Raw genomic sequence first — 24,146 nt, 5'->3', positions numbered from 1 at the left:
CCTCGGAGCTTAGTCGCTATTTATTCGCTCCCAACCGAAGAAGCACCGAAGAAGTTCCGAACAAGCTCCGAACGAGCACCGAACAAGCATCGAGTAATCTCCGAAGTGTCTTATACTGAAATAGGTTTACATTTACCGAACAGATTACTATATAGATTTTACATCCTATTTTTTCTACTGGATTTGGTTGTCATTGTCCGTTTTCTGACTGTTATCGGTTGTCCTTTCCCTAACCACAGTTTCCCTAGTTTTGCTGCGGAACTTTTTTGACTCAGCGTTACGTCTTTGAAACATTTTGGGAACTTTTTGGTTCTGCAATTGCTGATGTGCCTGCTGGGGAGACATCATATTGCAGGACATATGTGGCCTAAAATGATTGTATATATTGACTGCCTTGACCAGCTGTGCAAGTGCCGTTTTGTAGTCTGGAAAGGTCTCAGCCATGCGATATTCGCTTTTTAGGATGCCATTTAGCCTTTCTGCCACGGCATTGTCGTACGGGCTTCCGGATTGTGTCATGCTTATTGTAATCCTATTTTCCTGCAATATAGTGACATAATTTGTACTGCAATACTGGATGCCGCGATCGGAGTGGTGGGTCAGATCGCTCTGTGGATACATTCTATGTGATATTGCCATCCTGAGCGCTGATATACAGGCCTGTGCTGTTGGCCTGTGCGTAAGTTTGTAGCCCACGATCTTTCGGGAATAGGCATCTGTGACCAGGCACAGGTAGATCCATTTGTCCCGGATGCGGATGTAGGTGATGTCACTTACCCATATCTGCTCGGGACGCAGGGCCTGCCTGCGCTGCACAAGGTCGGGCCACTTTTTGAAACGGTGGTCGGACTGGGTGGTGATGGCATACCTGCGTTTGCATTTGACCAAAAGGTCATTTTCGCGCAACAGTCTGAAGAAAGCGTCCCTTCCCAGTCCAACCATCGCACTACCCATTTCTTTGACCAATATGCTGCGGAGTTTAAGGGTACCCATGCGATGGGAGTCCTTCCGAATTTCACGTACCCGCGCCAGCACAAGCCCGCTGCGAACGGAGTATTCCTGTTCTCTGCCCATATATTTATAGTAGGATTGCCTTGTTCTGCCAAATAGTCCACAAAGTCTGGAGACCGAAACATTCTGGTAACACGACTTCATTTCTTGGACGATTTGGCCCCAGACTTTTTTACAAAATCAGCCCCATGGAGCTCCTCCGCTTTTTTGATCAGCATCTCCAGGGCAGTAATTTTGAGGTTCGCCTGGAAGAGTTCATCCCTGAGATCCTGCTCATTTTTCACCCCAGTGTCTTCTGGCTCAACAGTCTGGGAAACTTCCAGCTCCAGATTGTTTTCCCACTGCTGGTACCATTTCATAAAATACCGCGGAGTGGCTTCCCCCGGAAGATTGTACTTCTGGGCAAGTTGCGAATAACTCAGCTTGCCGGCAAGGTATTCTCTGGAAACGAGGATCTTGAAGCTATCACTGTAAACTTGCTGTCCCCCTGATTTACGTTTTGTCATACGCTTTTTCATAATATTAAATTTAAGATTTTAATATTCGGTTTTTGTAAACCTTTTTCAGGAATGGACAAAGATAATAGCTATTCATTAGCTCCTGTCTTATACTGAAATAGGTTTACATTTACCGAACAGATTACTATATAGATTTTACATCCTATTTTTTCTACTGGATTTGGTTGTCATTGTCCGTTTTCTGACTGTTATCGGTTGTCCTTTCCCTAACCACAGTTTCCCTAGTTTTGCTGCGGAACTTTTTTGACTCAGCGTTACGTCTTTGAAACATTTTGGGAACTTTTTGGTTCTGCAATTGCTGATGTGCCTGCTGGGGAGACATCATATTGCAGGACATATGTGGCCTAAAATGATTGTATATATTGACTGCCTTGACCAGCTGTGCAAGTGCCGTTTTGTAGTCTGGAAAGGTCTCAGCCATGCGATATTCGCTTTTTAGGATGCCATTTAGCCTTTCTGCCACGGCATTGTCGTACGGGCTTCCGGATTGTGTCATGCTTATTGTAATCCTATTTTCCTGCAATATAGTGACATAATTTGTACTGCAATACTGGATGCCGCGATCGGAGTGGTGGGTCAGATCGCTCTGTGGATACATTCTATGTGATATTGCCATCCTGAGCGCTGATATACAGGCCTGTGCTGTTGGCCTGTGCGTAAGTTTGTAGCCCACGATCTTTCGGGAATAGGCATCTGTGACCAGGCACAGGTAGATCCATTTGTCCCGGATGCGGATGTAGGTGATGTCACTTACCCATATCTGCTCGGGACGCAGGGCCTGCCTGCGCTGCACAAGGTCGGGCCACTTTTTGAAACGGTGGTCGGACTGGGTGGTGATGGCATACCTGCGTTTGCATTTGACCAAAAGGTCATTTTCGCGCAACAGTCTGAAGAAAGCGTCCCTTCCCAGTCCAACCATCGCACTACCCATTTCTTTGACCAATATGCTGCGGAGTTTAAGGGTACCCATGCGATGGGAGTCCTTCCGAATTTCACGTACCCGCGCCAGCACAAGCCCGCTGCGAACGGAGTATTCCTGTTCTCTGCCCATATATTTATAGTAGGATTGCCTTGTTCTGCCAAATAGTCCACAAAGTCTGGAGACCGAAACATTCTGGTAACACGACTTCATTTCTTGGACGATTTGGCCCCAGACTTTTTTACAAAATCAGCCCCATGGAGCTCCTCCGCTTTTTTGATCAGCATCTCCAGGGCAGTAATTTTGAGGTTCGCCTGGAAGAGTTCATCCCTGAGATCCTGCTCATTTTTCACCCCAGTGTCTTCTGGCTCAACAGTCTGGGAAACTTCCAGCTCCAGATTGTTTTCCCACTGCTGGTACCATTTCATAAAATACCGCGGAGTGGCTTCCCCCGGAAGATTGTACTTCTGGGCAAGTTGCGAATAACTCAGCTTGCCGGCAAGGTATTCTCTGGAAACGAGGATCTTGAAGCTATCACTGTAAACTTGCTGTCCCCCTGATTTACGTTTTGTCATACGCTTTTTCATAATATTAAATTTAAGATTTTAATATTCGGTTTTTGTAAACCTTTTTCAGGAATGGACATCCACAATTTCCATCATCCTGGTTGGTATTGAGTTCTAAATTTCTTCTAAATTGTTTTTATTAGATGATGGTCCTGTTACGGTTATTCGCTATTCTTATTTCATTTACAGTTTCTTCTGTCGCGATTGTACTGGTATCATCTTTAAGACATAGGCGTTTATATGCAAATTTTTTCTGCATTATTGGTATGAGGTAATAAGGCCGTTCGAAGCAATAAAGATAGTCATATGGTAATTGTACACGACAGAGACATTTATAAAAAAAAGAGACAAATTGTACAGCAATTGATACGCCTTGTCAATAAATACAAAGGCTTATGCAGTATCTTTCATATGGATATTTATAAACTAATTATAAGGCTTTGGTTAGGTGGCTAGTTATGCCTACGCTTGTGTAAACGAAAAAACTAGAAACAAGTCTATCCTGACCGTTTCGGATAATCAAAATAAATCAACTATGAAAAGAAGAACATTTATTCAGGCGCTGAATTTTGGCATTGCCACAGCTACGTTGTATAAAGGTTACGCAAATGAAATTTTATTTTCCTCTGATGCTGAACCAGGAAACAAGGTATTGTCCTATCACAAGATAAAAGATATCAGATTTTCTACCGTAAAGATGAATTATCCGAGACTTGTGGGGAAAAATGCCCGTCTCGACCTACATGGTTATGGACCTGATGTGGAAATATGTGTTATAAGGACAGATCAGGGAGCAATGGGCTGGGCCTCACTCCGTGGCTCAAGACGTGAAGCTGAACAAATTTCGGGAGAATTGATAGGCAAGAAAATGTCAGATCTTTTCTCTCCCAAAGTCGGTACACTGCTGCAGACACATATTCCCTTTGATATGGCTCTTCACGATCTCGCAGGAGTCATTTTAAATAAACCTGTTTATGAAATACTTGGTCGAAAAGATCCGATCATAACAGATTATTATAGTGGTATGATCTATTTCGATGACTTAGAACCAGCGGATAGGCCATCAGGAATTGACCGTATTCTTGAGGAATGCCAATATGATTATGAAGTGGGTTACAGGCAATTCAAGTTAAAAATTGGAAGGGGACATAAATGGATGCCTTTTTCCAAAGGACTTCAACGGGATATTGAGGTTACAAAAGCAGTGGCAGACGCATTTCCCGACTGCAGAATTTTAGTTGATGGAAATAACGGTTTTACATCAGACCAATTTATTCAGTATTTAAAAGGTATCCCAATGGTAAATCTCTTTTGGATAGAAGAACCTTTTCATGAAACGGTGGTGGATTATCAAAAGCTTAGCGACTTTTTAAAATCGGAAGGCATAAATACTTTGCTGGCGGATGGCGAAGCAGATCCTGATCAGAACTTGCTGAGAACCTTATTTGAAAAGAAACTGCTGGATGTTCACCTTACGGATATTGAAGGCCTTGGATTTACGAATTGGAGGAACTTAATGCCAAAGTTAATACAACTCGGAGCACAAGCATCTCCACATGCCTGGGGATCACTTCTCAAGAGCTTCTATACAGCGCATTTAGCCGGAGGGCTCGGAAATACCGTAACCATTGAAGGGGTTACAAGTACATCTGATGATGTGGATTTGTCGGGATATCTCGTCAAAGATGGGAAACTTATTCCTCCCTCATCTGCAGGGTTCGGTATGCCATTGCTAAAAAAGATTTGAAAGAAAGAAGCTTTGAATTATTTTTCAAACCTTTCAAAGTTTTGCAACGTTCATAGAGGAGCAAACAATGGAATTTCTTAACCTTAAAAAATTGACTAACCCGTGAAATTAAATGTGCTGAAGCATATTCACGGCGATAAAGTATTGTTTAAGGCTATGAAATACTTTTTAAAATTCCTTTAACTTTTTGTTGATCAAAATTTATTTCAAATGTCTAATAAAACTGTACCCCAGAAGATAAATGACCATCTTGCGAATGAACGAACTTTCCTTGCTTGGATCCGGACAAGCCTGGGCATTATGGGCTTCGGTTTTGTGGTTGTTAAGTTTTCATTATTTATTCGTCAGATTGAGCTCATTTTAAAAAAAGATGTAGTTGCAGGATCCCAGCATGAACATTCGGGTGCTGTTGGTGTTTCTATTGTGGTTATTGGAGCATTGACGGTTATTGTCGCCTTTTTTAAATATCGTAAAACAAACAAACAAATTGAAGAGGAGAACTTCGCTCAAACTTCAAATAGCATTACAATTGTGGCCATATTGATTTTTGTTATAGGTATTATTTTGAGTTGGTATCTTGTCGACGGTCTTTAAGGAGATGCATTAGATCTAGTTAGCCTGGAATGATTATTCAGGCTAACTAGATCTCAATTGTCGTGCATTGGCTATTTATAATACCGGCAAAATATATTATTGCTGTGTACACTGTACCACAGTGATTTGATTTGTTGTACCACGTTTTTCTAAAAACTCTCGTAGGGCGATCATCAGAAAGGCGAGAAAACCAAAACCCATCGTAAGCCAGGGCGAAAACTCCACACCTTTCGAAACGATAATCCAGCCACCTACGGTAGTTCCCAAGGTTACCCCGAGATTGCCAAATGAAGTCGCTAGACTATTGGCAAATTCTAGCGCCTCGGGAGCGGAAGAAATCATATAGGTAGATGCGTTTAAGAAGCTAGGAGAATAAAGAAATCCCCATAAGGCAATCGTACAGACCGTAGCGAACATATTGCCATCTGAAAAATACAGTAATAAAGGAATAATAAGTGTACCGGATAAGAAAAATGCTGTGGTAAACGTAATATTTTGGTTGAGCATTTTCCCTGCCACCCAGTTGGCGATGACTCCAATAATACCAAATACAAATAGCATATAACTAACCATGGTACTGTCCATATTCTTTGCTTTGTTTAAATATTCGGCGAAATAACTATAGGTAGAAAACCAAGCGGATACCATAAAGAAATTCATTGCGGTACTGACCATAAAAATGGGTTTGGTTAATATTTTCATCTGACTACCGTAGGATTTTTTTTCTTTTACAGGCAAAGGAGGAATGGTAAAATAGATCGCCAGTAGTGCAATTATACTGACAATGGCCTGTATCGTGAAAGAATATGTCCAGGAATAGAGACTGGCAATGTAGGTGGCGAAGGGGACTGTTGTCACCATGGCGATTGCAACACCACTAAAAACAATGCTCATAAGCTCATTTTCATTTTTCTTCCCCCCTTTTAAAATGGCGACAGACAATGCTGTCGCAATATAAACAGGTTGGAGAAAGGCGGGAAGAATTCTTACAGTAAGTAATAACCAGAAAGGAGGGGATAATGAAGAGACAATCGCCGTGATTAAGAAAATAGCGATGGCAGTTAACATGACTTTCTTGCGGTCGAATCCCGAAGCCAGCAATGTCATAAATGGCCCAGTTATGGCAATGATCAAGGCAAAAGCACTTAATAAATAACCTGCTTTGTCGATACTGATATGATAATGATCGGCTATTTGGGGCAAGATGCCAATAATGCCAAACTCGGTTGTGATTACTGCGAGAAAACCCAAAGCTCCGATGTATGCGTATTTTTTCATAAATAAAAACCTATTGTACATGATTAATTATACGAGCAAATGTAAAGGCAAATACTTGCTTCTGGGTGTAAAGCGGCTATTTGTGTGTTACTAACAAATTTGTAAGTAATGGTAAAAGAAAAGTTGTTGCTGAATAATTGATCTCCGCCTGACATTGATAAGTTGTGTGTTGTCAAAAGTTCTTTTATATTCACTTTAGATTTATTTTAAGGTTGAATACAGGTAAGGAATACGAAATAAAAAAACTAATGGAACAGCATATATTAATTGTGGGCCTGGGGGGAGTGGGCGGCTATTTTGGTGGTATGTTAGCGCGCAAGTATGAAAACACTGATATTCATGTCAATTTTTTGGCGCGAGGTAACCATCTTGAGGAGATTAACCAACATGGTTTAAAGCTGTTATTAGAAAAGGGAAGTTTTACAGCGAAGCCCTATCAGGCTTCCAGTGAGGCTGAAAACTTCACAAAAATGGATTACATTTTTCTTTGTACTAAATCTTATGATCTAGAAGATACTATGGCCTTATTAGGACCGTGTGTGAGCGCAGATACAGTATTCATACCCTTGCAGAATGGAGTAGACAGCAAAGAACGTATCAACAGATATTATCCGAATAATTTGGTTGTGGATGGTTGCGCCTATATTGTATCCCGTTTAAAGGCTGCTGGAGTAATTGAAGTGACCGGGAAATGGGGTACAATGAGTTTCGGATTGAATGGAGAACATGATGAAAGACTGGATAGGTTATATCATCTTGTTCAACAGGCTGATATCCATGTGAATTATTCCGATGAAATTGAGAAAATAATATGGGATAAATTTATTTTTATTTCCGCTATGGCCACAGCTACTTCTTATTTTGATTATTCTATTGGTCAGATAATGGAAGATCCAAAGAAGAAAGATGCGGTTGTTAAACTTATTCAGGAGGTTGCAGCATTAGCTCAGGAAAAAGGAGTTGTTATTGCTGATCATATTGTACATATGACCTTGGACAAAATGGAACAAATGCCTTACGATGCGACTTCATCCATGCATACGGACTATCTTAATAAACGACCGAAAACAGAGTTGGCATCTTTGACAGCTTATGTTATTCGTGAATCTAAAAAGTATAATCTCGAGACACCTGAATATCAACGCATGTTTGATGTATTGCGCCTAAAATCTGACTAGCTGTATTAAAATAGTTTGCGAGTTGGAAATTTCAATCGATAAGTTCCTCTGGACAAGCTTTTTTTGAATACAAAAAGTAGGTTTAGCTGTCAAAAGAAAGCTGATTAGATTTTATTTCCTGTAAGGCCGCTGAATTTATTGCCTCGATTGTCTTTATAAAAATCACCGTCCTTCTTAAAACTATTTGCATCTACTCCTTCAAGCAGCTGTTTTTGATAAAAGACATTTTTTGCGTCTTTTCCGAAATCGTGACCTAAAGGTATAAACGTTTTAATATCGGCATCTGGAATTATTTCCTGATTATAATACACATTATCCTTGTCTTTTGAATAGGAGTTGCTTCCATACACATCATTCTTTTTATCAATCGGGAATAATTCAAAGGAAGGAGCATCTACCTGTTCATATCTGAAGTTTTTCCCCCTGAATAGGATCGTTTTGTTGTCAATACTAATATGATCCTGATCAAGTACACGAATTTTATCAATTGTCTTAAAGGACCTCGTTATGACATCTGATCCCTGCTGAAATGGTGGGTAGTAAATTGTATTGCCAATTCTTATGTAATATTTGTTTATGGCTTCAATGTTTCCGGCGTTAGCAACAACTGCTTTAAAGGTACCTATATTCGGAGAGACATAAACTGAATCTTTATCCATTAAAAAATAGTCATTGACGAACGAAAAGGTTTTCCGATCTGCCTTTATCATGTCATTACTGTAGAAGTAATGGTCCTTGTCGCGTGCCCAGTTTATATGATCCTTTACGAGCTCATATGTTTTTGGATCTGCTCCCTGGATGATATTAAAGCCTAGGGCCTGATCGATATAATAGACATGAAAACGATCTTTTGGAATCTGATTGTCGACATAAAAGGAATTCTTGTCCACAAGTTTTTGAATCGTGCCACGAAAATATACCGCATTTTTGTCTTTAGCAATATCTTCTGACAAAACCTCAAACGATTTTGCATCAGCCTGCATTTGTGAAATGCCCAAACTAAACCAATTTCCATTCTGACAATAAGCTATCTGCCCTTTTGAATCGATGAAGTAGGAACCGGATTTTTGTTTATCAACAGGTTTGCCAATATTTCGACAAGAAATAAAAAAGCAAAGTAAAATACAAGCCAGAAAAAAAGTATATTTTTTCATTTTTGCATTGCATATAATCCTAGATTTATTATTTATCATACCCATCTATATAAATTTACAAGGACAAAATTAAAAAACCGAATTTTCAGTTTTCCGTTTCCTTATTAAGGCAATTGTATAAAACTGGCACCAATGACTTTTAGTGTGTTGTCAATGTGTCTCCATACCCTAAAATATCTAAATTTTCCTTCTAATGGGGCTCCCATTACCTTACCTTTTGCCGTCATCGTAGTAACGGAAAGGGCGGTATCCCCAATTATTCTGATCTCATCAATTTCTGTTGAAGCATTTTCAATAATTATAGCCTTTGATCGGTGTGCATTTAGATCCATTTCTTTGGTTAACATTTGACCATCAGGTGCTACAGCAACAAGGTCGTCATATAGGAGGAGATCAAGACCGTCTACATTACTGGCTAGCTGCGCCAAGAAAAGTTGGTTCTCTGCTTCTGCAATTTCTTCTTTCGTGATTTTATCCATATCCCTATCAGATTGTAATTTTTTTTTGTGCTTATTACTTTAAAAATAGTAAATCTAGATATTAGTCAGCTAACTATGAAAATGTATGCAACTATTTAAGGTTTATCTAGATCAAGAATTTCGTAATATTTTAATAATGGGGGTGAACTTGTTAAACTGCTAAGTTTAAAATCAAGATGTTCCTCCTGTCGGAAAAATTAATTACTTCTTTGGTTTAGGTAGCTCCTTAATCCATATATTCTTAAAATCTACGGGTTGACCTTCACTCTGTAATGCGATAAATCCACTGCTGAGCAACTTACCATCGATCTTAATTTTGGGGTCATATCCATTGGCTGTTCCACCTCCAATCTGAGGTCTTGAATATTCTAGTACGGTATCTCCGTTAATGATATGTTTGATTAACGAATCTCCTAATACAATCAACTCCCCTTTAACCCATTGATCACCATCATAGGTCTTCGAAGTAGAATTTAAGCAATGTGAGGAGGCAATTTTGCCCTGATAGACCACATTGGTTCCAGGAGAACACATATTGCCTGTAGGGCGGGGCTGACCATCGCTCAGTCCTCCCAAAAGTTGCATTTCGACAGAAATGGGCCAATCCTGTTCTTTCAACATTGTTCTGGGATCCTGCGAATGAAACATAACGCCGCTATTACGAAGTGTATAGGAGGGGGCACCTTTATGGAGCTCGCCTACAAATCGATATTCAAATTTTAAATGATAATAAGAAAAGGGTGTTTTATAATATAAATGGCCAAATTGATCATTAAAATCATCATACTGATCATATCTGACCTTAATTATTCCATCTTCAACTCGAAAAGTATTTCCGTAGTTCACACCAACATCATGATGATGAATTTTGACAAACCAATCATTGATGTCCTTTCCATCAAACAAGGATTTCCAGCCATTATTATTGCCCTGACCTTTCATTCCTGCGCATCCTGTAAAAATAAGACCGGTAGCTACTATTGAATAGATAATTCTTCGCATTGAAGTGATATTTGGTTTAAAATTGGATAGCAAGATACGATATATTCCATTAAACTTTACAGTCTAAGAAATATCGTGGACAGCCGTAGCTCATTGCCGTTAAGCGCTGGCTAGATCATAATCAGACAATTTAAACGACGAATCAGTATTTATTAAGCAAGTTTCGCTTCTCTTGTTAATTTACTTTTGTCAAGGTATAGTTCACTACTGAACAGGTCTGTCAATACTTTTTCAATCTCGATTTTATTGCATGTGGTAGGGTTTCGTCTCGATTTTAAATAATTTTCCGCGGTCATTTTTTTTGCCAATTGTCCTACCGTCTGCAAGTCAAGCACCTTACCGGTTTTGTGTGCAATCCAAAGCGAAGTGTGCGAAAACACAAGGCCTGTGAGTCCAATTGGCCAATTAAAGTAAATACCAGCTAAGGAAGCAACATAAAAAATCGCAAGTAATAGGGTCAGCCAAAAGGGAGGGCGTAGGATATCAAGTTTAAAGCCTAAATGTCTTTCGAGTTTTTCTACCCTTAACCGCCGACCATTTTTTGGGAAAATATCCGCAAGTGCAGCGTTTATCGTGATCGTTTTATGATCGATTTGAGCTGTCGAAGCTATTGCCTCACGTAGCTTATAAAAAGCCTGCTGATTTGTACAGTCGCTAGAATGATCAAGTTGGATCTTATTTGTGATATGATCGCAGAGCTCACCAAACGTTGAGATATGCATAAGTTCTGTGCCCCTAAACTTAATGTCAAATGATTTTTCGACTTTAACGAGTACATCGCCAATATCGTCTGGGTCTATATTTTGAAGTTCACAGTCTGTTATCGCATTCATAGTATGAATTCGTTAAGTTATACGAATATACTGAAAATGTTTCTCCAGGTCCTGTGCGGGTAGAAAGAAATTGTCGTAATCTAAGCGTAAGTTCATGATGGTTACGATTTAATTTGTGATAAGTCAATGCCAAATGCTGTCAATTGGGATTCTCCAAGTTCAGTAATATAGAGGTTTCTATCGCTGGGATCTGTTTTTGCTAGCCAACCTTTTGCTATTAACACCTCCAGTAAGAGCTGGCCGAGTTTTCCGCCGATATGTTCGTAACATAATTTTGCGGACTTCACTTTATCGTAGTTTTTCATTTTCGTCTGTTATGGGCTTAGTTTTTGATTTATAGTTTCTTAGCTATAAAATTATGAAAATGAAAAGGGACGCAAAATGATCAAAATCATCTATTCAAGTGGCTATTTGACACAATGTAGCGTGTTATTCTTTTAGATTAAAAAAACAAAATGTACCTAAATTTGGTATCTAAAACAGGGATTTTATAATTTATGAAAAAAGAACAGGATAAAGAGCAGCAGGTAAGCAGTTTGTTTATACGATTTAAAACTCAATTAGAAGACTCTGCTTATGTAAACGTCGATTTTTTGGTTCTTCTAGTGGATATCATTCGTCCCAAGCATACCAATCTGCTTTATCAGATCGATATTCAATTTTTACTGGATTATCTCCATGCCGCACCCGAGGAGCAGGAGTGCTTTCAGCTTTATTTAAAAAGAATTCTGGCCAGGAAAGATTTTGATCAGTTGATTTCAGATACAGGAATTATCAGCTATGCGGATTTTTTTTATGAACTTAAAAAAAGGATCACCGAGCGATACTTACCTTTTCAGCCACCCAAGTCTACTTTGCAATATATATTAAATCAGGTTTTTTACAAACCTCGTGATGCTGATTGGATTGCTACGGTTTCGCAAGAGCAGGTCGATGAACTCTTTCGTTTATGCGGATTCGAAACAATTTATGATGATGAAACTGGTTTTGGAATGATCGAAATATTGTATGGGTTGGAACTGTTGGTTCAACGCATTACGGGGCGTGCAATGGAAACGGATGTAAATAAGATGGTACCTGAGTTTCAAAATTTTGATAGTCCATTTATAGCCATTATGCGGGAATTCACCGAATTGAATGATCGTATTTTGCAATCGCATAATAAGTTTATCTCCTCGGATGACCTGACTTATAAACAAATTTTGGTACTTCATAAGCAATGCGAATCGTACATTGAAACTGCCTTCGATAATTCACATCGTTTCGGAATTTCCATAAAGGTTAATCAATCACTTTTGCGCATGCGGCAACAACTTGAAAGGATCCGAGAAATCTTGCTTTTTTTAGTGATTGATCATCCGAAGGAAAAAAAGGAAAAGACTATCGCACTAACAATGACCCTTATTGGATACAATTCCCGAAAAAGCAATATTCGCAAATTGGTAGGGCAAAGTACACAGCTTTTAGCGTACGAGATTACTCATCATACTGCACAGACTGGAGAACATTACATTACTTCAAGTCGGCAGGAATATTGGAAAATGTTCCGGTCTGCCTGCGGTGGCGGCCTCATTGTAGGCGTAATGTGCATCGTTAAATTATTGTTAGGTAAGGTTCACAGCAGTGAGTTTGGCCATGCATTTTTATATAGCCTGAATTATGCTATTGGCTTTACGTTAATTTATCTTTTTGGTGCTACCTTAGCCACCAAACAACCAGCAATGACTGCTTCCGCATTGGTCAACGCAATTGAGCAGGGGATTGCCGAACAGGCGACCAACAAACATCGATATTGGATATTTGCTGAATTATTTGCACGATTATTTCGGTCTCAGTTTATTGCTTTTGTCGGTAATGTTTTGATGGCTTTTCCGATGAGTCTTTTTCTTGTTTGGGTGATTCAACAATTGTTTCAGGTCAATATTGCGAGTGGCAAGTGGTTGCATCTGGTCAATGATCTCAATCCGATAAAAACACCCTTGGTTTTGCATGCCTCTATTGCAGGTGTTTTTTTATTTCTTTCCGGTATTATTGCCGGCAGTATTTCAAATAGGGATAAGCATAACTCTGTATACTATCGTATTCAGGAACACCCCATGTTGAAAAAGATATTTGGACAAGCAAAAACAAACAAAATAGCTTCGTTTTATGAAAAAAAATGGGCAGGAATCGTGTCTAACGTGTGGTTCGGGATCTTTATGGGGTCAACAGCTTCCATCGGACTTTTTTTAGGTTTAAATCTTGATATTAGGCATATTACATTTGCTAGTGGAAATTTGGCCCTGGGCTTATTCGGTCATGGGATGGAGCTCTCTACCGACATATGGATTTGGGGCATTTTAGGGATTGGAATTATAGGTTTTTTTAATTTTATGGTCAGCTTTTCGCTATCCTTGATGTTAGCCTTCCGCTCGCGAAATCTATCGTCGAAAGAATTGATTAAAATGGCAAAGGCTGTTTGGATCTATTTTAAAATAAATCCAAAGCTGTTTTTCTTCCCACCTCGAAAAGGTTAAGGGGCTTAATATTATCGTTGACTGCAATGTTTCGATGCCGAGAGGTATGTGTCCCACGTAAATACTACACGTAAAGATTTCGTATCATTTTGCTATGATCTAAACATTGATCTCACCAGAAAGGTCGGGTTTATCTTTGTCATCTTTTTCTTCCTGTTCAGCCTGTGCTTCCTCCTTGTTATGGGTGCGATCGTCTTTGAGACCAGACAGATTGGTGTTAGGGCCCTTTTCTTCTTCTTTGGAATCTTCCTCTTGTTGTGACTGGGACAAGTCTGGGCTTGGCTCACGTGGATCCGGATTTGGGATAGCAGTCATGAGAAGGGCCACCATGCTTAGTTTATTATTTATGTTTTTTGATCTGTTCATTTTAACTCGTTTTTTAAAAGAGAACATTTTTCGAACCATTATCGTTGGCTGAAATCGTATCTTATTTATTGCCTGTGATAATTTCAACTATACCATCCAGTAAGGTAAGCTTCAATTGTTGGCCAAAGTAACTCTTGCGCTCATCATCGATGTGTATTTCTTTGCCTTCCCATTCCATCGCCAATTGACTAGCCCGGATAGGTATTATTTTAAATTCGACGTTGGTTCCATTCAATAGTCCATCGATATAGCTTAAAAGTTCCTGACGTTGATCGACAGTGACAATGATGATATCAAATTGTCCATCACCAGGATCAGCATCAGCAGCAAGCACTAGCCTCGGTCCGATGCTTGGTATATTCATGATCTCAACCAGTATGCACTCTTTTTCATAGTTATTTCCAGCTACTGTAAGCCTTAGTGTGGTAGCGGGGAATGTTTCCACCAGCTTGCGGAGCTGTATTAGTGCAGTTTTGATTTCATCTTCCGCATTAAGATCTTCGGTGTTTTTTTTATCCATTTTTTTCATTAGTGTAGGAAATACCCCAAAACCGATAGATTCAATAAAATATAGAGGTTTTCTTTCTAACCCTATGACCATCCCTACATCGAATTTTTTAAGTATAGCGCTTCTCCACAGACTAATAGCTTTTTCACAGTCTAGCGGAATACCAAGAGAGATAGCAATATTGTTTGCAGTGCCTTGTGGTAATATGGCGATCGGCCTCTTAAATATTAGCTTTTTTTCCAGTAGACCCATAATGGTCATTCTTATAGTGCCATCACCGCCAGCCAAGGCGATGATATCCGTCTGTGGGTCGATCTTTTTGACAGCATCTTTTTTTGTTACTACAGTGCAATTGTGGCCAAGATCTTCAATCAATTGACATAGTTCGTCTTTATCTCCATTCGAGTCATCCCCAGCAGCAGGATTGTGAACTAACCTTATGTTTTTGCCATGTTCTTTCATAACAGCAGAACAAAGCATGCTTGAGATTGGTTTTCATAGAAAAGGACAGCTATGAATATACTTATCACCAATGACGATGGTATCTATTCACCGGGGATTGCGGCACTGGCACAGACGGCGAGAGAGTTTGGAACGGTAAAGATTGTGGCACCCGATGTTGAGCAGTCGTCAATGGGTCACGCTATAACGCATTCCCGGCCCTTAAGCTATCGGCGTGCGCCTGTTACTTTTGCAGATATTGATGCCTTTAGGGTCAATGGAACGCCGGCAGATTGTGTGGCCTTGGGTTTACATATGTTTCCAGATACGCAGGTTGTGCTTTCAGGTATTAATATGGGACCAAACCTAGGCAATTCAATGTGGCACTCAGGAACATTGGCTGCGGCGAAGCAGGCCACATTGCTCGGGATTACTGGTATTGCATTGAGTACACCTGTTGGAAAGACAGAACCTGATTTTGAAGGGCTATCTCGGTGGACAATCGAGGTGCTCAAGATATTGCTGAAAAATAAGGGCCCTGCTCTTTATAATGTGAATTTTCCGCCTAAACCTCAAGGGCTTTCCTGGACAAGACAATCAGTACGTTTATATGATGGCCGTGTGGTGCCTGGAGAGGATCCTATGGGAAGGAAAAACTATTGGATCACAGTAGTGCCATTAGAACCTGCTGAAAAGGGTACTGATCGCTGGGCAGTAGAACACAATTTGGTTTCTATTACCCCCTTACGTCTTGACCTAACTGCACATGATGAACTTGCGGCCAGGCAGACAAGCGAACATAAATAATAGCGAGTAATAAAATACTATAAGATGGTAACAACCGAAAATTTAATACAAAAGAAAAGATTCCGTCCCGCCAACAAAGCTGGATTTGGCGGAGTGGCATTGGGAAATGGATTTCAGCACAACTCAGATGTCGAATGCTTAAAGGCAGTCGAAGCCGCCTGGAATGCAGGGATACGATTGTTTGACACCTCGCCATGGTATGGTTTGGGTATCAGCGAACGTAGGATGGGCTTATTTTTAAAAGATCAGCCTCGAGAAAGTTTTACGCTATCAACAAAAGTAGGCCGATTAATGTTGCCACGGGAGGATTTTAAAATGGAGCAATTGTTATGGAAAGGAAAATTAAATTTTGCTTACCAATATGATTATAGCGCTTCAGGAGTGAGAAGAAGTATCGAAGATAGTCTACAGCGCTTGGGATTATCTTCCATTGATATGGTATTTATTCATGATCTTTCACCTGACAATGGAGATATGAAAGACAGCTATACACATTATTTTGAGCAAGCTATTCACGGAGCAATGCCCGAATTGACTAAGATGAGAGAAGAAGGTGTTATTAAAGGTTGGGGACTGGGAGTTAATACCATTGCGCCTATCTTACAGACATTGGAAGTTGCTGATCCAGATATTTTTCTCTCAGCCTGCCAGTATTCATTGATTAAACATGACGATGAACTGAATCAGATTTTCCCGAAAGTTGCTGAAAGAGATATTTCCATTATTGTAGGAGCGCCATTATGTGCTGGATTTTTATCGGGTAAAGATCGTTATCTCTATGATGGGAAGTTTCCTGCCGGTGTTAAAGAAAAGCTAAATGCTTTGCAACAGGTCGCGAAAAATCACGCTGTAGATCTTCGTACAGCAGCATTGCAATTTGCAGCCGCTCCCGACGCAGTGTCTGGTGTTATACCCGGAGCACATACCGCTGAACAGGCCGTGCAAAATGCACATTCCTTTGAGGCAAAGATTCCCGCCGACTTTTGGAAAGAGTTGAAACATGATAAACTTATTGAAGAACACGCACCGGTACCCAATATCCAACATAACTGATAAGACTAAGGGTGTGAATAGCGCACCCTTTTCTGTTGAATAAAGCATCTCAGCGACAACTAATGCTCGCTGAAATATTTGTTTATTCTCTATTATTGAACAACGTTAGTTAAATCTATGGGGATCATCAGGTTAAACGTAATTTTATTGTCTTTTAAATTTACGACTATCTTTCCTTTATGAATTTTAACTATTTCACTCACAATAAATAATCCTAATCCGAGTCCATTACTATTGACTCCTTTTACGAAAGGCTTAAATAGATCTTTAAGATCTGAATATTGCGGATAGGTGACCTCATTTGTAACACTAAAAACAAAATTTTCTTTTTTAATGCATGCATTTATTTCGATATTTTGATGAGGATTACCATGTTTTATAGCATTTCCAATTAAATTAGCGAAAGCCCGCCCCATTTTCTGATGATCACAAGGTACATCAACCGGAAGGTCGATGTTGACGATTAACGTTCTATTATGTAATACTTCAAATTCCGATAAGATTTGCTTTATCAATGAATCCATACGGTAATGATCATTAATTCTAATTAGTCTGCCTTGAAGACGGATCGTACTGAAATCTAAAATATCATCTATCACTCCTTTCACCCGTAATGAAGCCTCTTCTATTTTCTTTATTAATTTTTTTTGACTTTCATCTTTAATGTTTGCGCCAAGATATTGCGAAATCACTTTTAAGATGCTGACAGGATTATTTAAGTCATGGGCCAAGGACGATAAAACCAGTTCTCTGTTTTTGGAATACCTAAGTTCCTGTTCTAATTTTCTTCTCGTATTTCTACGTTCAATGACAGTTTTAAAATCTATTGCAATCAAATCACTGCAAACAGGGAGCAACGTCTCCAATTTAATTGGGTCGAAGTGTACGGGTTCCGCATTCATGAAACTCAAGTGTCCAACAATAGAATTATTTTTGTTAATAATGGGATAAGAGATATAGCTTTTTAAACCGAATTCATGAAGAACTTGTGTCCATTCGTCGACAGAACATTGCTCGCTATCGTCAATGTAAATAGGTGAGAAACCTTTCCTTATTTCCTGATATATTTTAACGTAGTTTTCACTGTTTTTATTGACGATCTTCTGAGAGTGATAGTCATAAACGCACCAATTCCCCCATTTACGGCCAATTTTCCTACGTATCATGCCATACCTCATTTTCGTGTGGCCACATAAAGCCTCCAAAATTCTTTGACAGGAGTCGAAGTCGCTCTTCTTCGTATACCTATCGTACCATTGATTTTGATTTAATTGGTTTGGGATTGTCATTTTTATTGCCGGTCTATTTGTTTACGAATAGCTTTGACTTATTGTTGAGGTTGGTGAACTTTAGAAGTACTAATACCCTTTATTGCGCGAAATATAAATGCTATAGCTGCAATAATTAAAAGAATATGAATAAAATCTTCTGTTATGAATCCTCCCACAAAAGTAACTGCCCAAACAATCATTACGCTAATAGCTACCGAATATAATAGGTCTTCCATATAATATTATTCTTTATTGAAGAACAATATCTAAATAGAATCGTTTCGTAATTTTGTAACTTGATAAGAAAACTTACAAAAAAAAGCCGTTTTACATTAGTATTGCGGCTTTTTCTTCAATTTCTACGGCTTAGGACGTTGATTCCCTTAGGAAAATGGTAAAAGTGATGAAAAATACATGTTATGCTGTTTTTTTTTAACGACATTTGAACATGGCTCTATTAATAACTTTGGATAATGTCTATCAATTGTATAATCTTGACCTTTCAAAAAAGACGGAAGGCATAGTTATTCTTAGTCAACGACATGGCCCTGGGAAGAAGTATACAAGTCATAGCCGCATATTTGATGGTTTATTATTAGGTTTTATGGTACAGGGATCTATGAAATCTCAAATCCATTTCTTAGAATATGAAGTAAACAAAGGGGATATTGCTATTTTGCAGCCACAAGTGATGATCGACACAAAATCATTGAGTGAAGATGCTGAAATTATAACAATCGGTCTTTCATTGGATTTCATTACAGAATTTCCTGTTCTACGGGAGTTTGTAATGAACAATCAAATAAGATGGCAGCCAATTATTAGACTTCAATCGGAAGAAATTAAACTCCAAAATGAATTATTGACCCTTATACAAAACTTCTACCATAAAAAAGCAAGTCCCAATAAGACACAAATGCTACGGCATCTCGTCATGGTGCTAGTTAGTATGATTTCTGAAGTCTATTCTAAATTACCAAATAACAAAAATTTGGTGAAAAGCCGTACGCATGAGATTATCGATGAATTTTATCTGCTTGTTTCAACGTATGCCGGGCAAAAAAGAAGTGTTGTATTTTACGCTGAAAAACTACATTTAACACCTCAATATCTTTCAACTTTCCTCAAACAGAAAACTGGAAGATCTGCATTACAATGGATTGATCATCTCACAATTCTACATGCTAAAACATTATTAAAATCTTCTAATTTATCAATCAAAGAAATTAGTAATGAACTTCATTTTGAAGAAACAAGCGTCTTTTGCAGATACTTCAAACGAATTGTTGGTTTGTCACCAACAACTTATCGAAATGTGTGATAGATGGTATTCGTTTAACTATCGAAGGCATTTACAGATTTTCAAGTAGAATTAGCTTTCAAATGGTACGTAAACACCATTAAATTGTCAATAGCTCCTTTTCCCGTCTGTTTAATTTTACGGCATGAAAAATACAGGAAAAAAAGCAGCTATCGGGTTTATATTTATTACCCTGTTGATTGATATTACAGGTTGGGGCATTATACTTCCAGTTGTTCCTAAACTCATTGCAGAACTTATTCATGGAGACCTTAGTGAAGCAGCAAAATATGGAGGATGGCTCGGCTTTGCTTATGCTATTACACAATTTATATGTGCGCCTATAGTGGGCAATCTCAGTGATAAATATGGTAGACGCCCAATTATCTTAATTTCTCTTTTTGGATTTGCCATCGACTATATATTATTAGCATTGGCGCCATCTATCAGTTGGCTCTTTTTGGGAAGAATCATTGCTGGGCTGACTGGGGCTAGTATTTCAACCGCTAGTGCATACATCGCTGATATATCCACGGATGAAGATAGAACCAAAAATTTTGGTTTAATAGGCGCAGCTTTTGGTATGGGGTTTATCTTGGGCCCGGTAATCGGTGGTTTACTTGGATATTACGGTGCTCGAGTACCCTTTTATGCCGCCGCTTTATTATGCCTAGTAAATTTTCTCTATGGGTGGTTTTTCCTGCCGGAAAGTTTAGATAAGGATAAACGACGACCATTTAATTGGAAACGTGCGAACCCTATTGGAACATTTAATTTTCTGAAAAAACAATCGAAAATAGCGCGCCTTGTTGTTGCCTTGATTTTGGTCTATATCGCTCTTCACGCCGTGCAGAGTAATTGGCATTTCTTTACCATGTATAAGTTTAGTTGGACAGAACGGACGGTTGGCTTATCACTTGGGTTGCTCGGATTATTGCTTGGATTAGTACAGGGGTTTCTAATAAGATGGGTAACGCCTAAATTAGGCGACGAGAAAAGCGTATATTTTGGATTATTCTTTTATGCGGTCGGTCTTATGCTATTCGCATTCGCTAGTGAAGGATGGATGATGTTTGTTTTCCTTATCCCATATTCCTTAGGCGGAATTTGTGGACCCGCACTGCAATCTATTATTAGCAAGAGTATTCCTTCAAATGAACAAGGTGAACTTCAGGGAGCGTTGGCAAGTTTGGTAAGTGCAACATCTATTATTGGACCTCCAGTAATGACAAACTCATTTTATTATTTTACACAGGATAAAGCGCTATTTCAATTTTCGGGAGTGCCATTTTTTCTGGGATCCATTTTAATTTGCATGAGTGGAATTATGATATATTTTGTTTTTCAACGAAATAATAACCATTAAGAAAAGGGGATAACGCCTGCCAACTGTAATCGAGAAATTGTTACTTGTATCGATAATGGATTCATATTCTAAATTTTTAGCTTTAAGTATTTCCTAACTTTACTATATTTGCCATTAATAATAATTAGTCTAAATAGTAATTATATCTTTTTCAGATCAGGCTTTCCCAGATAGAAAGGTTTGGAAATAGACAGATATCAATATGCGGACAGGACGAGTGATTTTTTAAATACCTTCAACACGTGAAAACAACAACAAGATCTTGGTTTATTACCCCGAAAACAACATTGGCGAGCAGTCTATTGGTTTTAAGTTTTTCCATAATTCCAGCAATAAGTTTTTCAAGGGAAAGACCGATTGCTGTCAAGAAAAATGGTAATGATCAAGAATCGGGGACAATTAAGGGCAAGGTGAAAAATTCAGAAGGGAAAGGTTTGTCCAATGTGTATATCAATATTGATGGGATAAATAGCGCCAAGACTGATCATGAAGGGAATTTTATTTTTTCAAAGATTCCTAAAGGCATTCACTCCATGACCGTAAAGCATATTGGTTTTCAAGAAATCAAATCGCAGATCGCACTGGAAAGGGAAACCCTCGAGCTCCCAGATTTTGTCATGGAGCAAACAAGAAATCATTTGAATGAAGTTGTCGTAACGGCGAGCCGACTGGCTGAAAGTATTGACGAAGTGCCATCATCAATTACCTATATCGGAGGTAAGACCTTAGAAGATCAACGTCTGATAAATGACAACCTACCCAATATTTTAATGCAGAAAGTGCCCAGTATCTCTCCCAGTGAGGAAAGCCAAAACAATTTTATTGCTAAAATACGTGGTCGGAATTTTTTGGTACTTATTGATGGAATTCCTCAATCGACTCCATTAAGAAATGGCGGAAGAGATATGAAGACGATAGACGCTAGCGCAATTGACCATATTGAGGTCATCAATGGTGCTTCTGCAATGTATGGAAATGGTGCCGCCGGTGGTATAATTAATTACATAACAAAGAAGCCAAAGACAGACAGGAGTTTTCATTCTTCCACCTCTTTAAATAATTCCCTAAGCTTGGTCAGACCAGATGAAACATACGGGTATAATTTGGCACAAGTATTTTCTGGATCGAAAGACAAGTTTGATTATGTTGTGCAAGGAAAGATTGCGCGAACAGGTGTGGTACGTAGCTCCGATGGTACCATTGTAAGTCCATTTTATGGCCTGGGCGAGACAAAAAGTTATAATGCCTTAGCAAAGATTGGTTATCAGATTAACGATAATCATCGTGTTGAACTTATGGGTAACTATTATAGAAGTGTTCAGGATAGTAAATATGTTGGCACCAAGGGGGAGTTTGGCAGTAAACCTGCTATAGGGATACCTTCAGATACAGTGATTAACGGTGGGACACCTTACAATAAAGCTTTTCATGTAAAGTATGATGGTAACTTTGGTAGAACCTCAGCAAATATGAGTCTGTATTATGAAGATATGAACACGGTATTTGAAAGCTACAACCAAACATATTCTGATCATAAGGGAGCCAGAATAAATTTTAGTACGCCCTTTGATCTATCCAACAGCAATAAGGTAACTTTAATTTATGGAGTAGATCTTTTAAAGGATCACACGGTTCAAAAAACGTTGGACGATGGATTAGTGACACCCGACATGAATATGAAAAGTGGCGCCCTATACCTTCAAAGTAAGTTTAACCTGGCTGAATATTGGATCTTAAAAGGTGGTGTGCGATACGAAAACTTGGATTTCAAGGTAGGAGATCTAACAAAAGCAGGGAAAGTCACTCCTGGAGATAAGAGCAACTCAAACTCATTTGTATTCAACTTGGCAGGAAGGTATAATAAATTAAAATACCTGCAGCCCTTTGTATCATTTTCACAAGGGTATTCTATCGGCGATGTAGGACTTGTATTACGGAATGGAGTACCTTTGAGTCAAATTGATCCGAAGCCTGTAGTTGTCAATAATTTTGAGTTGGGACTAAATGGAACCTATGCTATGTTAAGTTACCAATTGACCGGGTACTATAGCTCTTCCAAAAAGGGTAGTACTTTCGCAGAAACTTCAACGCCAGGTAATTATGAACTGATTCAGGTGCCTCAACGTATTTATGGTTTGGAATTTGTAGTCGATGTAACCCCTGTTGAATGGTTGAAGTTTGGTACTATACTCGGGTATATGGATGGTAGACAAGATTTGAAAAATGAGGGAAAATATAAGGATAAATTGGATAATTCCATTATTTCACCTTTTAAAGTAAATATCAATGCAGATTTCAAATTGACAGATCGGTGGAATGTCTATCTGCAGTATTTACATTTGGGGAAACGCGATGTGTTTCAACCTTCTGAATATAATTATGGCAAATATCCGATTTCCGGCTATGGTCTGATGGATTTCCAAACACGCTACAAATTAAAGAATCTGGCGTTCATTTTTTCAGTTAATAATATCCTTAATAATGATTATTTTCCACTGCACGCGGAGGTGAGGGGAGCTACAAATGAAGGCCGTTATTATGTAAAAGGAAGCGGAACAATAGCGAATTTAGGTATTCAACTGGATTTGTAATACAACAATTTGATACGATTAATAGAAACAAGCCCCTGTAAGATTTTTATAGGGGCTTGTTTATGGCGAGTCTTTTCCCTCTTATTATCGCTTATACCGCTCATAATACTCTTCTATCAATTTTTTGAGTGTATTGAAATCAAGCGAAAGTTGATCTGCCGAAACGGCTATTCCATTTTCGAGTACATGTTGTTGTACTTGTGGAGAGAAATGCTGCATATAATTTTCGGGATGGTGTAGCTTCAAAAAAACAAAATGGACGCCATGGGCCATTCCTGTCGAGACAGATTGAATAGCAGTCCATTTTACAGTCCCAGCCTTTATTCCTACTGGCGTACCATGATATCGAATGCCATTTGCGTTCAATATTAGGCCAGTCCGATCTTTAACAAATAGGCTTTTTACTCCGCCAATTAGACAATAACATCCTAAGCCCCCTAAGGTCAACATCAATGCTCCAGGGAAAATTCTTATTTTTTCAGCGACAAAGAAAATATAGTAAGCAAATGCCAAAGCCGCTATCGTCAACAGTAAGCCAAATAGCGCCAATTTCAGACGTTTTTTGTTATCGAATTCTATGATAGTCTCGTTCATAATTAATGTTCTCTTTCACATCTTTATCTGACTAAGTTAAAAACAACGCTTTTT

24 protein-coding genes are annotated in these 24,146 nt (G+C 38.8%); 9 read left to right on the top strand and 15 right to left on the bottom strand.

Translation table 11 applies throughout. From position 1 onward, the window contains the following. Positions 1-174: 174 nt before the first annotated feature. The 4 genes from CBM24_RS20290 to CBM24_RS20275 form a co-directional block, all read right to left on the bottom strand. Positions 175-1,155 carry an IS3 family transposase gene (locus CBM24_RS20290; RefSeq protein ID WP_157698357.1) on the bottom strand — a complete coding sequence of 327 codons (981 nt, stop codon included), beginning with the start codon at positions 1,153-1,155 and terminating at the stop codon, positions 175-177. Further along, entirely contained in the window at positions 1,152-1,529 is a 378-nt protein-coding gene (locus CBM24_RS20285) for a hypothetical protein (protein WP_075993755.1), read from the bottom strand. The genes CBM24_RS20290 and CBM24_RS20285 overlap by 4 nt, the downstream gene beginning before the upstream one ends. Before the next feature lie 151 nt (positions 1,530-1,680). After that, positions 1,681-2,661: an IS3 family transposase gene (locus CBM24_RS20280; RefSeq protein WP_157698357.1), complete on the bottom strand. Its 981-nt coding sequence runs from the start codon at positions 2,659-2,661 to the stop codon at positions 1,681-1,683. Next, the gene (locus CBM24_RS20275) at positions 2,658-3,035 is read right to left on the bottom strand and encodes a hypothetical protein (protein WP_075993755.1); all 378 of its coding nucleotides are present in this window, start codon (positions 3,033-3,035) and stop codon (positions 2,658-2,660) included. The genes CBM24_RS20280 and CBM24_RS20275 overlap by 4 nt, the downstream gene beginning before the upstream one ends. A gap of 514 nt (positions 3,036-3,549) precedes the next feature. On the opposite strand from CBM24_RS20275, the gene CBM24_RS20270 reads away from it, so the two are divergent. After that, on the top strand, positions 3,550-4,761 hold the full coding sequence (locus CBM24_RS20270) for an enolase C-terminal domain-like protein (protein WP_088163703.1): 1,212 nt from the start codon (positions 3,550-3,552) through the stop codon (positions 4,759-4,761). A 210-nt stretch (positions 4,762-4,971) separates the two neighbouring features. Further along, the gene (locus CBM24_RS20265) at positions 4,972-5,355 is read left to right on the top strand and encodes a YidH family protein (protein WP_088162489.1); all 384 of its coding nucleotides are present in this window, start codon (positions 4,972-4,974) and stop codon (positions 5,353-5,355) included. Positions 5,356-5,451: 96 nt separating this feature from the next. On the opposite strand, the gene CBM24_RS20260 is transcribed toward CBM24_RS20265, so the two are convergent. After that, complete coding sequence (locus CBM24_RS20260; protein ID WP_088163701.1) at positions 5,452-6,633, bottom strand: MFS transporter; 1,182 nt, start codon at positions 6,631-6,633, stop codon at positions 5,452-5,454. Between the two features lie 248 nt (positions 6,634-6,881). Between CBM24_RS20260 and CBM24_RS20255 the strand changes: the two genes are divergently transcribed. Continuing rightward, the gene (locus CBM24_RS20255) at positions 6,882-7,811 is read left to right on the top strand and encodes a ketopantoate reductase family protein (RefSeq protein ID WP_157698553.1); all 930 of its coding nucleotides are present in this window, start codon (positions 6,882-6,884) and stop codon (positions 7,809-7,811) included. Between the two features lie 104 nt (positions 7,812-7,915). Here the strand turns inward: CBM24_RS20255 and CBM24_RS20250 are convergent, their stop codons facing one another. The 5 genes from CBM24_RS20250 to CBM24_RS20230 all read right to left on the bottom strand — a co-directional run bounded on the left by CBM24_RS20250 (position 7,916) and on the right by CBM24_RS20230 (position 11,584). Continuing rightward, entirely contained in the window at positions 7,916-9,004 is a 1,089-nt protein-coding gene (locus CBM24_RS20250; RefSeq protein WP_410528358.1) for a DKNYY domain-containing protein, read from the bottom strand. A gap of 65 nt (positions 9,005-9,069) precedes the next feature. Then, entirely contained in the window at positions 9,070-9,444 is a 375-nt protein-coding gene (locus CBM24_RS20245) for a nuclear transport factor 2 family protein (RefSeq protein WP_088162487.1), read from the bottom strand. Positions 9,445-9,645: 201 nt separating this feature from the next. Continuing rightward, complete coding sequence (locus CBM24_RS20240) at positions 9,646-10,446, bottom strand: DUF1080 domain-containing protein (protein WP_088162486.1); 801 nt, start codon at positions 10,444-10,446, stop codon at positions 9,646-9,648. Positions 10,447-10,598: 152 nt separating this feature from the next. Then, entirely contained in the window at positions 10,599-11,279 is a 681-nt protein-coding gene (locus tag CBM24_RS20235; RefSeq protein WP_198385971.1) for a hypothetical protein, read from the bottom strand. A 101-nt stretch (positions 11,280-11,380) separates the two neighbouring features. Further along, the gene (locus tag CBM24_RS20230; protein WP_088162485.1) at positions 11,381-11,584 is read right to left on the bottom strand and encodes an ArsR family transcriptional regulator; all 204 of its coding nucleotides are present in this window, start codon (positions 11,582-11,584) and stop codon (positions 11,381-11,383) included. A gap of 192 nt (positions 11,585-11,776) precedes the next feature. On the opposite strand from CBM24_RS20230, the gene CBM24_RS20225 reads away from it, so the two are divergent. Beyond that, positions 11,777-13,795 carry a recombinase gene (locus CBM24_RS20225; protein WP_088162484.1) on the top strand — a complete coding sequence of 673 codons (2,019 nt, stop codon included), beginning with the start codon at positions 11,777-11,779 and terminating at the stop codon, positions 13,793-13,795. Positions 13,796-13,894: 99 nt separating this feature from the next. Here CBM24_RS20225 and CBM24_RS20220 read toward each other — a convergent pair whose 3' ends face one another. Together CBM24_RS20220 and CBM24_RS20215 are read right to left on the bottom strand one after the other, a co-directional pair. Next, the gene (locus CBM24_RS20220; RefSeq protein ID WP_075993742.1) at positions 13,895-14,161 is read right to left on the bottom strand and encodes a hypothetical protein; all 267 of its coding nucleotides are present in this window, start codon (positions 14,159-14,161) and stop codon (positions 13,895-13,897) included. A gap of 61 nt (positions 14,162-14,222) precedes the next feature. Beyond that, complete coding sequence (locus CBM24_RS20215; protein WP_157698552.1) at positions 14,223-15,131, bottom strand: diacylglycerol/lipid kinase family protein; 909 nt, start codon at positions 15,129-15,131, stop codon at positions 14,223-14,225. 51 nt (positions 15,132-15,182) lie between these two features. Here CBM24_RS20215 and surE point away from each other — a divergent pair, with 51 nt between their 5' ends. Continuing rightward, entirely contained in the window at positions 15,183-15,917 is a 735-nt protein-coding gene (gene surE, locus CBM24_RS20210) for a 5'/3'-nucleotidase SurE (protein ID WP_088162482.1), read from the top strand. 24 nt (positions 15,918-15,941) lie between these two features. Then, the gene (locus CBM24_RS20205) at positions 15,942-16,970 is read left to right on the top strand and encodes an aldo/keto reductase (RefSeq protein WP_088162481.1); all 1,029 of its coding nucleotides are present in this window, start codon (positions 15,942-15,944) and stop codon (positions 16,968-16,970) included. Between the two features lie 92 nt (positions 16,971-17,062). Here CBM24_RS20205 and CBM24_RS20200 read toward each other — a convergent pair whose 3' ends face one another. Next, the gene (locus tag CBM24_RS20200) at positions 17,063-18,259 is read right to left on the bottom strand and encodes a GAF domain-containing sensor histidine kinase (RefSeq protein WP_088162480.1); all 1,197 of its coding nucleotides are present in this window, start codon (positions 18,257-18,259) and stop codon (positions 17,063-17,065) included. A gap of 38 nt (positions 18,260-18,297) precedes the next feature. Continuing rightward, a complete protein-coding gene (locus CBM24_RS20195) occupies positions 18,298-18,477 on the bottom strand; it encodes a lmo0937 family membrane protein (protein WP_088162479.1) in 180 nt (59 codons plus the stop codon). 212 nt (positions 18,478-18,689) lie between these two features. Here CBM24_RS20195 and CBM24_RS20190 point away from each other — a divergent pair, with 212 nt between their 5' ends. From CBM24_RS20190 to CBM24_RS20180, 3 genes are all read left to right on the top strand, one after another. Continuing rightward, positions 18,690-19,562, top strand: coding sequence for a helix-turn-helix domain-containing protein (locus CBM24_RS20190; RefSeq protein ID WP_088162478.1), 873 nt, complete (start codon positions 18,690-18,692; stop codon positions 19,560-19,562). 124 nt (positions 19,563-19,686) lie between these two features. Continuing rightward, a complete protein-coding gene (locus CBM24_RS20185) occupies positions 19,687-20,907 on the top strand; it encodes a TCR/Tet family MFS transporter (protein ID WP_088162477.1) in 1,221 nt (406 codons plus the stop codon). Between the two features lie 242 nt (positions 20,908-21,149). Then, on the top strand, positions 21,150-23,498 hold the full coding sequence (locus CBM24_RS20180) for a TonB-dependent receptor (protein ID WP_088162476.1): 2,349 nt from the start codon (positions 21,150-21,152) through the stop codon (positions 23,496-23,498). 84 nt (positions 23,499-23,582) lie between these two features. Here CBM24_RS20180 and CBM24_RS20175 read toward each other — a convergent pair whose 3' ends face one another. Beyond that, positions 23,583-24,092 carry an STM3941 family protein gene (locus CBM24_RS20175; RefSeq protein ID WP_088162475.1) on the bottom strand — a complete coding sequence of 170 codons (510 nt, stop codon included), beginning with the start codon at positions 24,090-24,092 and terminating at the stop codon, positions 23,583-23,585. Positions 24,093-24,146: the final 54 nt, after the last annotated feature.

Source organism: Sphingobacterium sp. G1-14 (assembly GCF_002196555.1).
Classification (GTDB): domain Bacteria; phylum Bacteroidota; class Bacteroidia; order Sphingobacteriales; family Sphingobacteriaceae; genus Sphingobacterium; species Sphingobacterium siyangense.
Note: the sequence above shows the minus strand (reverse complement) of the source record. Positions and strands in the feature narration are given on the sequence as shown.

Coding starts and splice junctions, on each gene's coding strand:
- CBM24_RS20290 (WP_157698357.1), bottom strand. CDS start 1,155: ATGAAGTCGTGTTACCAGAATGTTTCGGTCTCCAGACTTTGTGGACTA.
- CBM24_RS20285 (WP_075993755.1), bottom strand. CDS start 1,529: ATGAAAAAGCGTATGACAAAACGTAAATCAGGGGGACAGCAAGTTTAC.
- CBM24_RS20280 (WP_157698357.1), bottom strand. CDS start 2,661: ATGAAGTCGTGTTACCAGAATGTTTCGGTCTCCAGACTTTGTGGACTA.
- CBM24_RS20275 (WP_075993755.1), bottom strand. CDS start 3,035: ATGAAAAAGCGTATGACAAAACGTAAATCAGGGGGACAGCAAGTTTAC.
- CBM24_RS20270 (WP_088163703.1), top strand. CDS start 3,550: ATGAAAAGAAGAACATTTATTCAGGCGCTGAATTTTGGCATTGCCACA.
- CBM24_RS20265 (WP_088162489.1), top strand. CDS start 4,972: ATGTCTAATAAAACTGTACCCCAGAAGATAAATGACCATCTTGCGAAT.
- CBM24_RS20260 (WP_088163701.1), bottom strand. CDS start 6,633: ATGAAAAAATACGCATACATCGGAGCTTTGGGTTTTCTCGCAGTAATC.
- CBM24_RS20255 (WP_157698553.1), top strand. CDS start 6,882: ATGGAACAGCATATATTAATTGTGGGCCTGGGGGGAGTGGGCGGCTAT.
- CBM24_RS20250 (WP_410528358.1), bottom strand. CDS start 9,004: ATGATAAATAATAAATCTAGGATTATATGCAATGCAAAAATGAAAAAA.
- CBM24_RS20245 (WP_088162487.1), bottom strand. CDS start 9,444: ATGGATAAAATCACGAAAGAAGAAATTGCAGAAGCAGAGAACCAACTT.
- CBM24_RS20240 (WP_088162486.1), bottom strand. CDS start 10,446: ATGCGAAGAATTATCTATTCAATAGTAGCTACCGGTCTTATTTTTACA.
- CBM24_RS20235 (WP_198385971.1), bottom strand. CDS start 11,279: ATGAATGCGATAACAGACTGTGAACTTCAAAATATAGACCCAGACGAT.
- CBM24_RS20230 (WP_088162485.1), bottom strand. CDS start 11,584: ATGAAAAACTACGATAAAGTGAAGTCCGCAAAATTATGTTACGAACAT.
- CBM24_RS20225 (WP_088162484.1), top strand. CDS start 11,777: ATGAAAAAAGAACAGGATAAAGAGCAGCAGGTAAGCAGTTTGTTTATA.
- CBM24_RS20220 (WP_075993742.1), bottom strand. CDS start 14,161: ATGAACAGATCAAAAAACATAAATAATAAACTAAGCATGGTGGCCCTT.
- CBM24_RS20215 (WP_157698552.1), bottom strand. CDS start 15,131: ATGAAAGAACATGGCAAAAACATAAGGTTAGTTCACAATCCTGCTGCT.
- surE (WP_088162482.1), top strand. CDS start 15,183: ATGAATATACTTATCACCAATGACGATGGTATCTATTCACCGGGGATT.
- CBM24_RS20205 (WP_088162481.1), top strand. CDS start 15,942: ATGGTAACAACCGAAAATTTAATACAAAAGAAAAGATTCCGTCCCGCC.
- CBM24_RS20200 (WP_088162480.1), bottom strand. CDS start 18,259: ATGACAATCCCAAACCAATTAAATCAAAATCAATGGTACGATAGGTAT.
- CBM24_RS20195 (WP_088162479.1), bottom strand. CDS start 18,477: ATGGAAGACCTATTATATTCGGTAGCTATTAGCGTAATGATTGTTTGG.
- CBM24_RS20190 (WP_088162478.1), top strand. CDS start 18,690: ATGGCTCTATTAATAACTTTGGATAATGTCTATCAATTGTATAATCTT.
- CBM24_RS20185 (WP_088162477.1), top strand. CDS start 19,687: ATGAAAAATACAGGAAAAAAAGCAGCTATCGGGTTTATATTTATTACC.
- CBM24_RS20175 (WP_088162475.1), bottom strand. CDS start 24,092: ATGAACGAGACTATCATAGAATTCGATAACAAAAAACGTCTGAAATTG.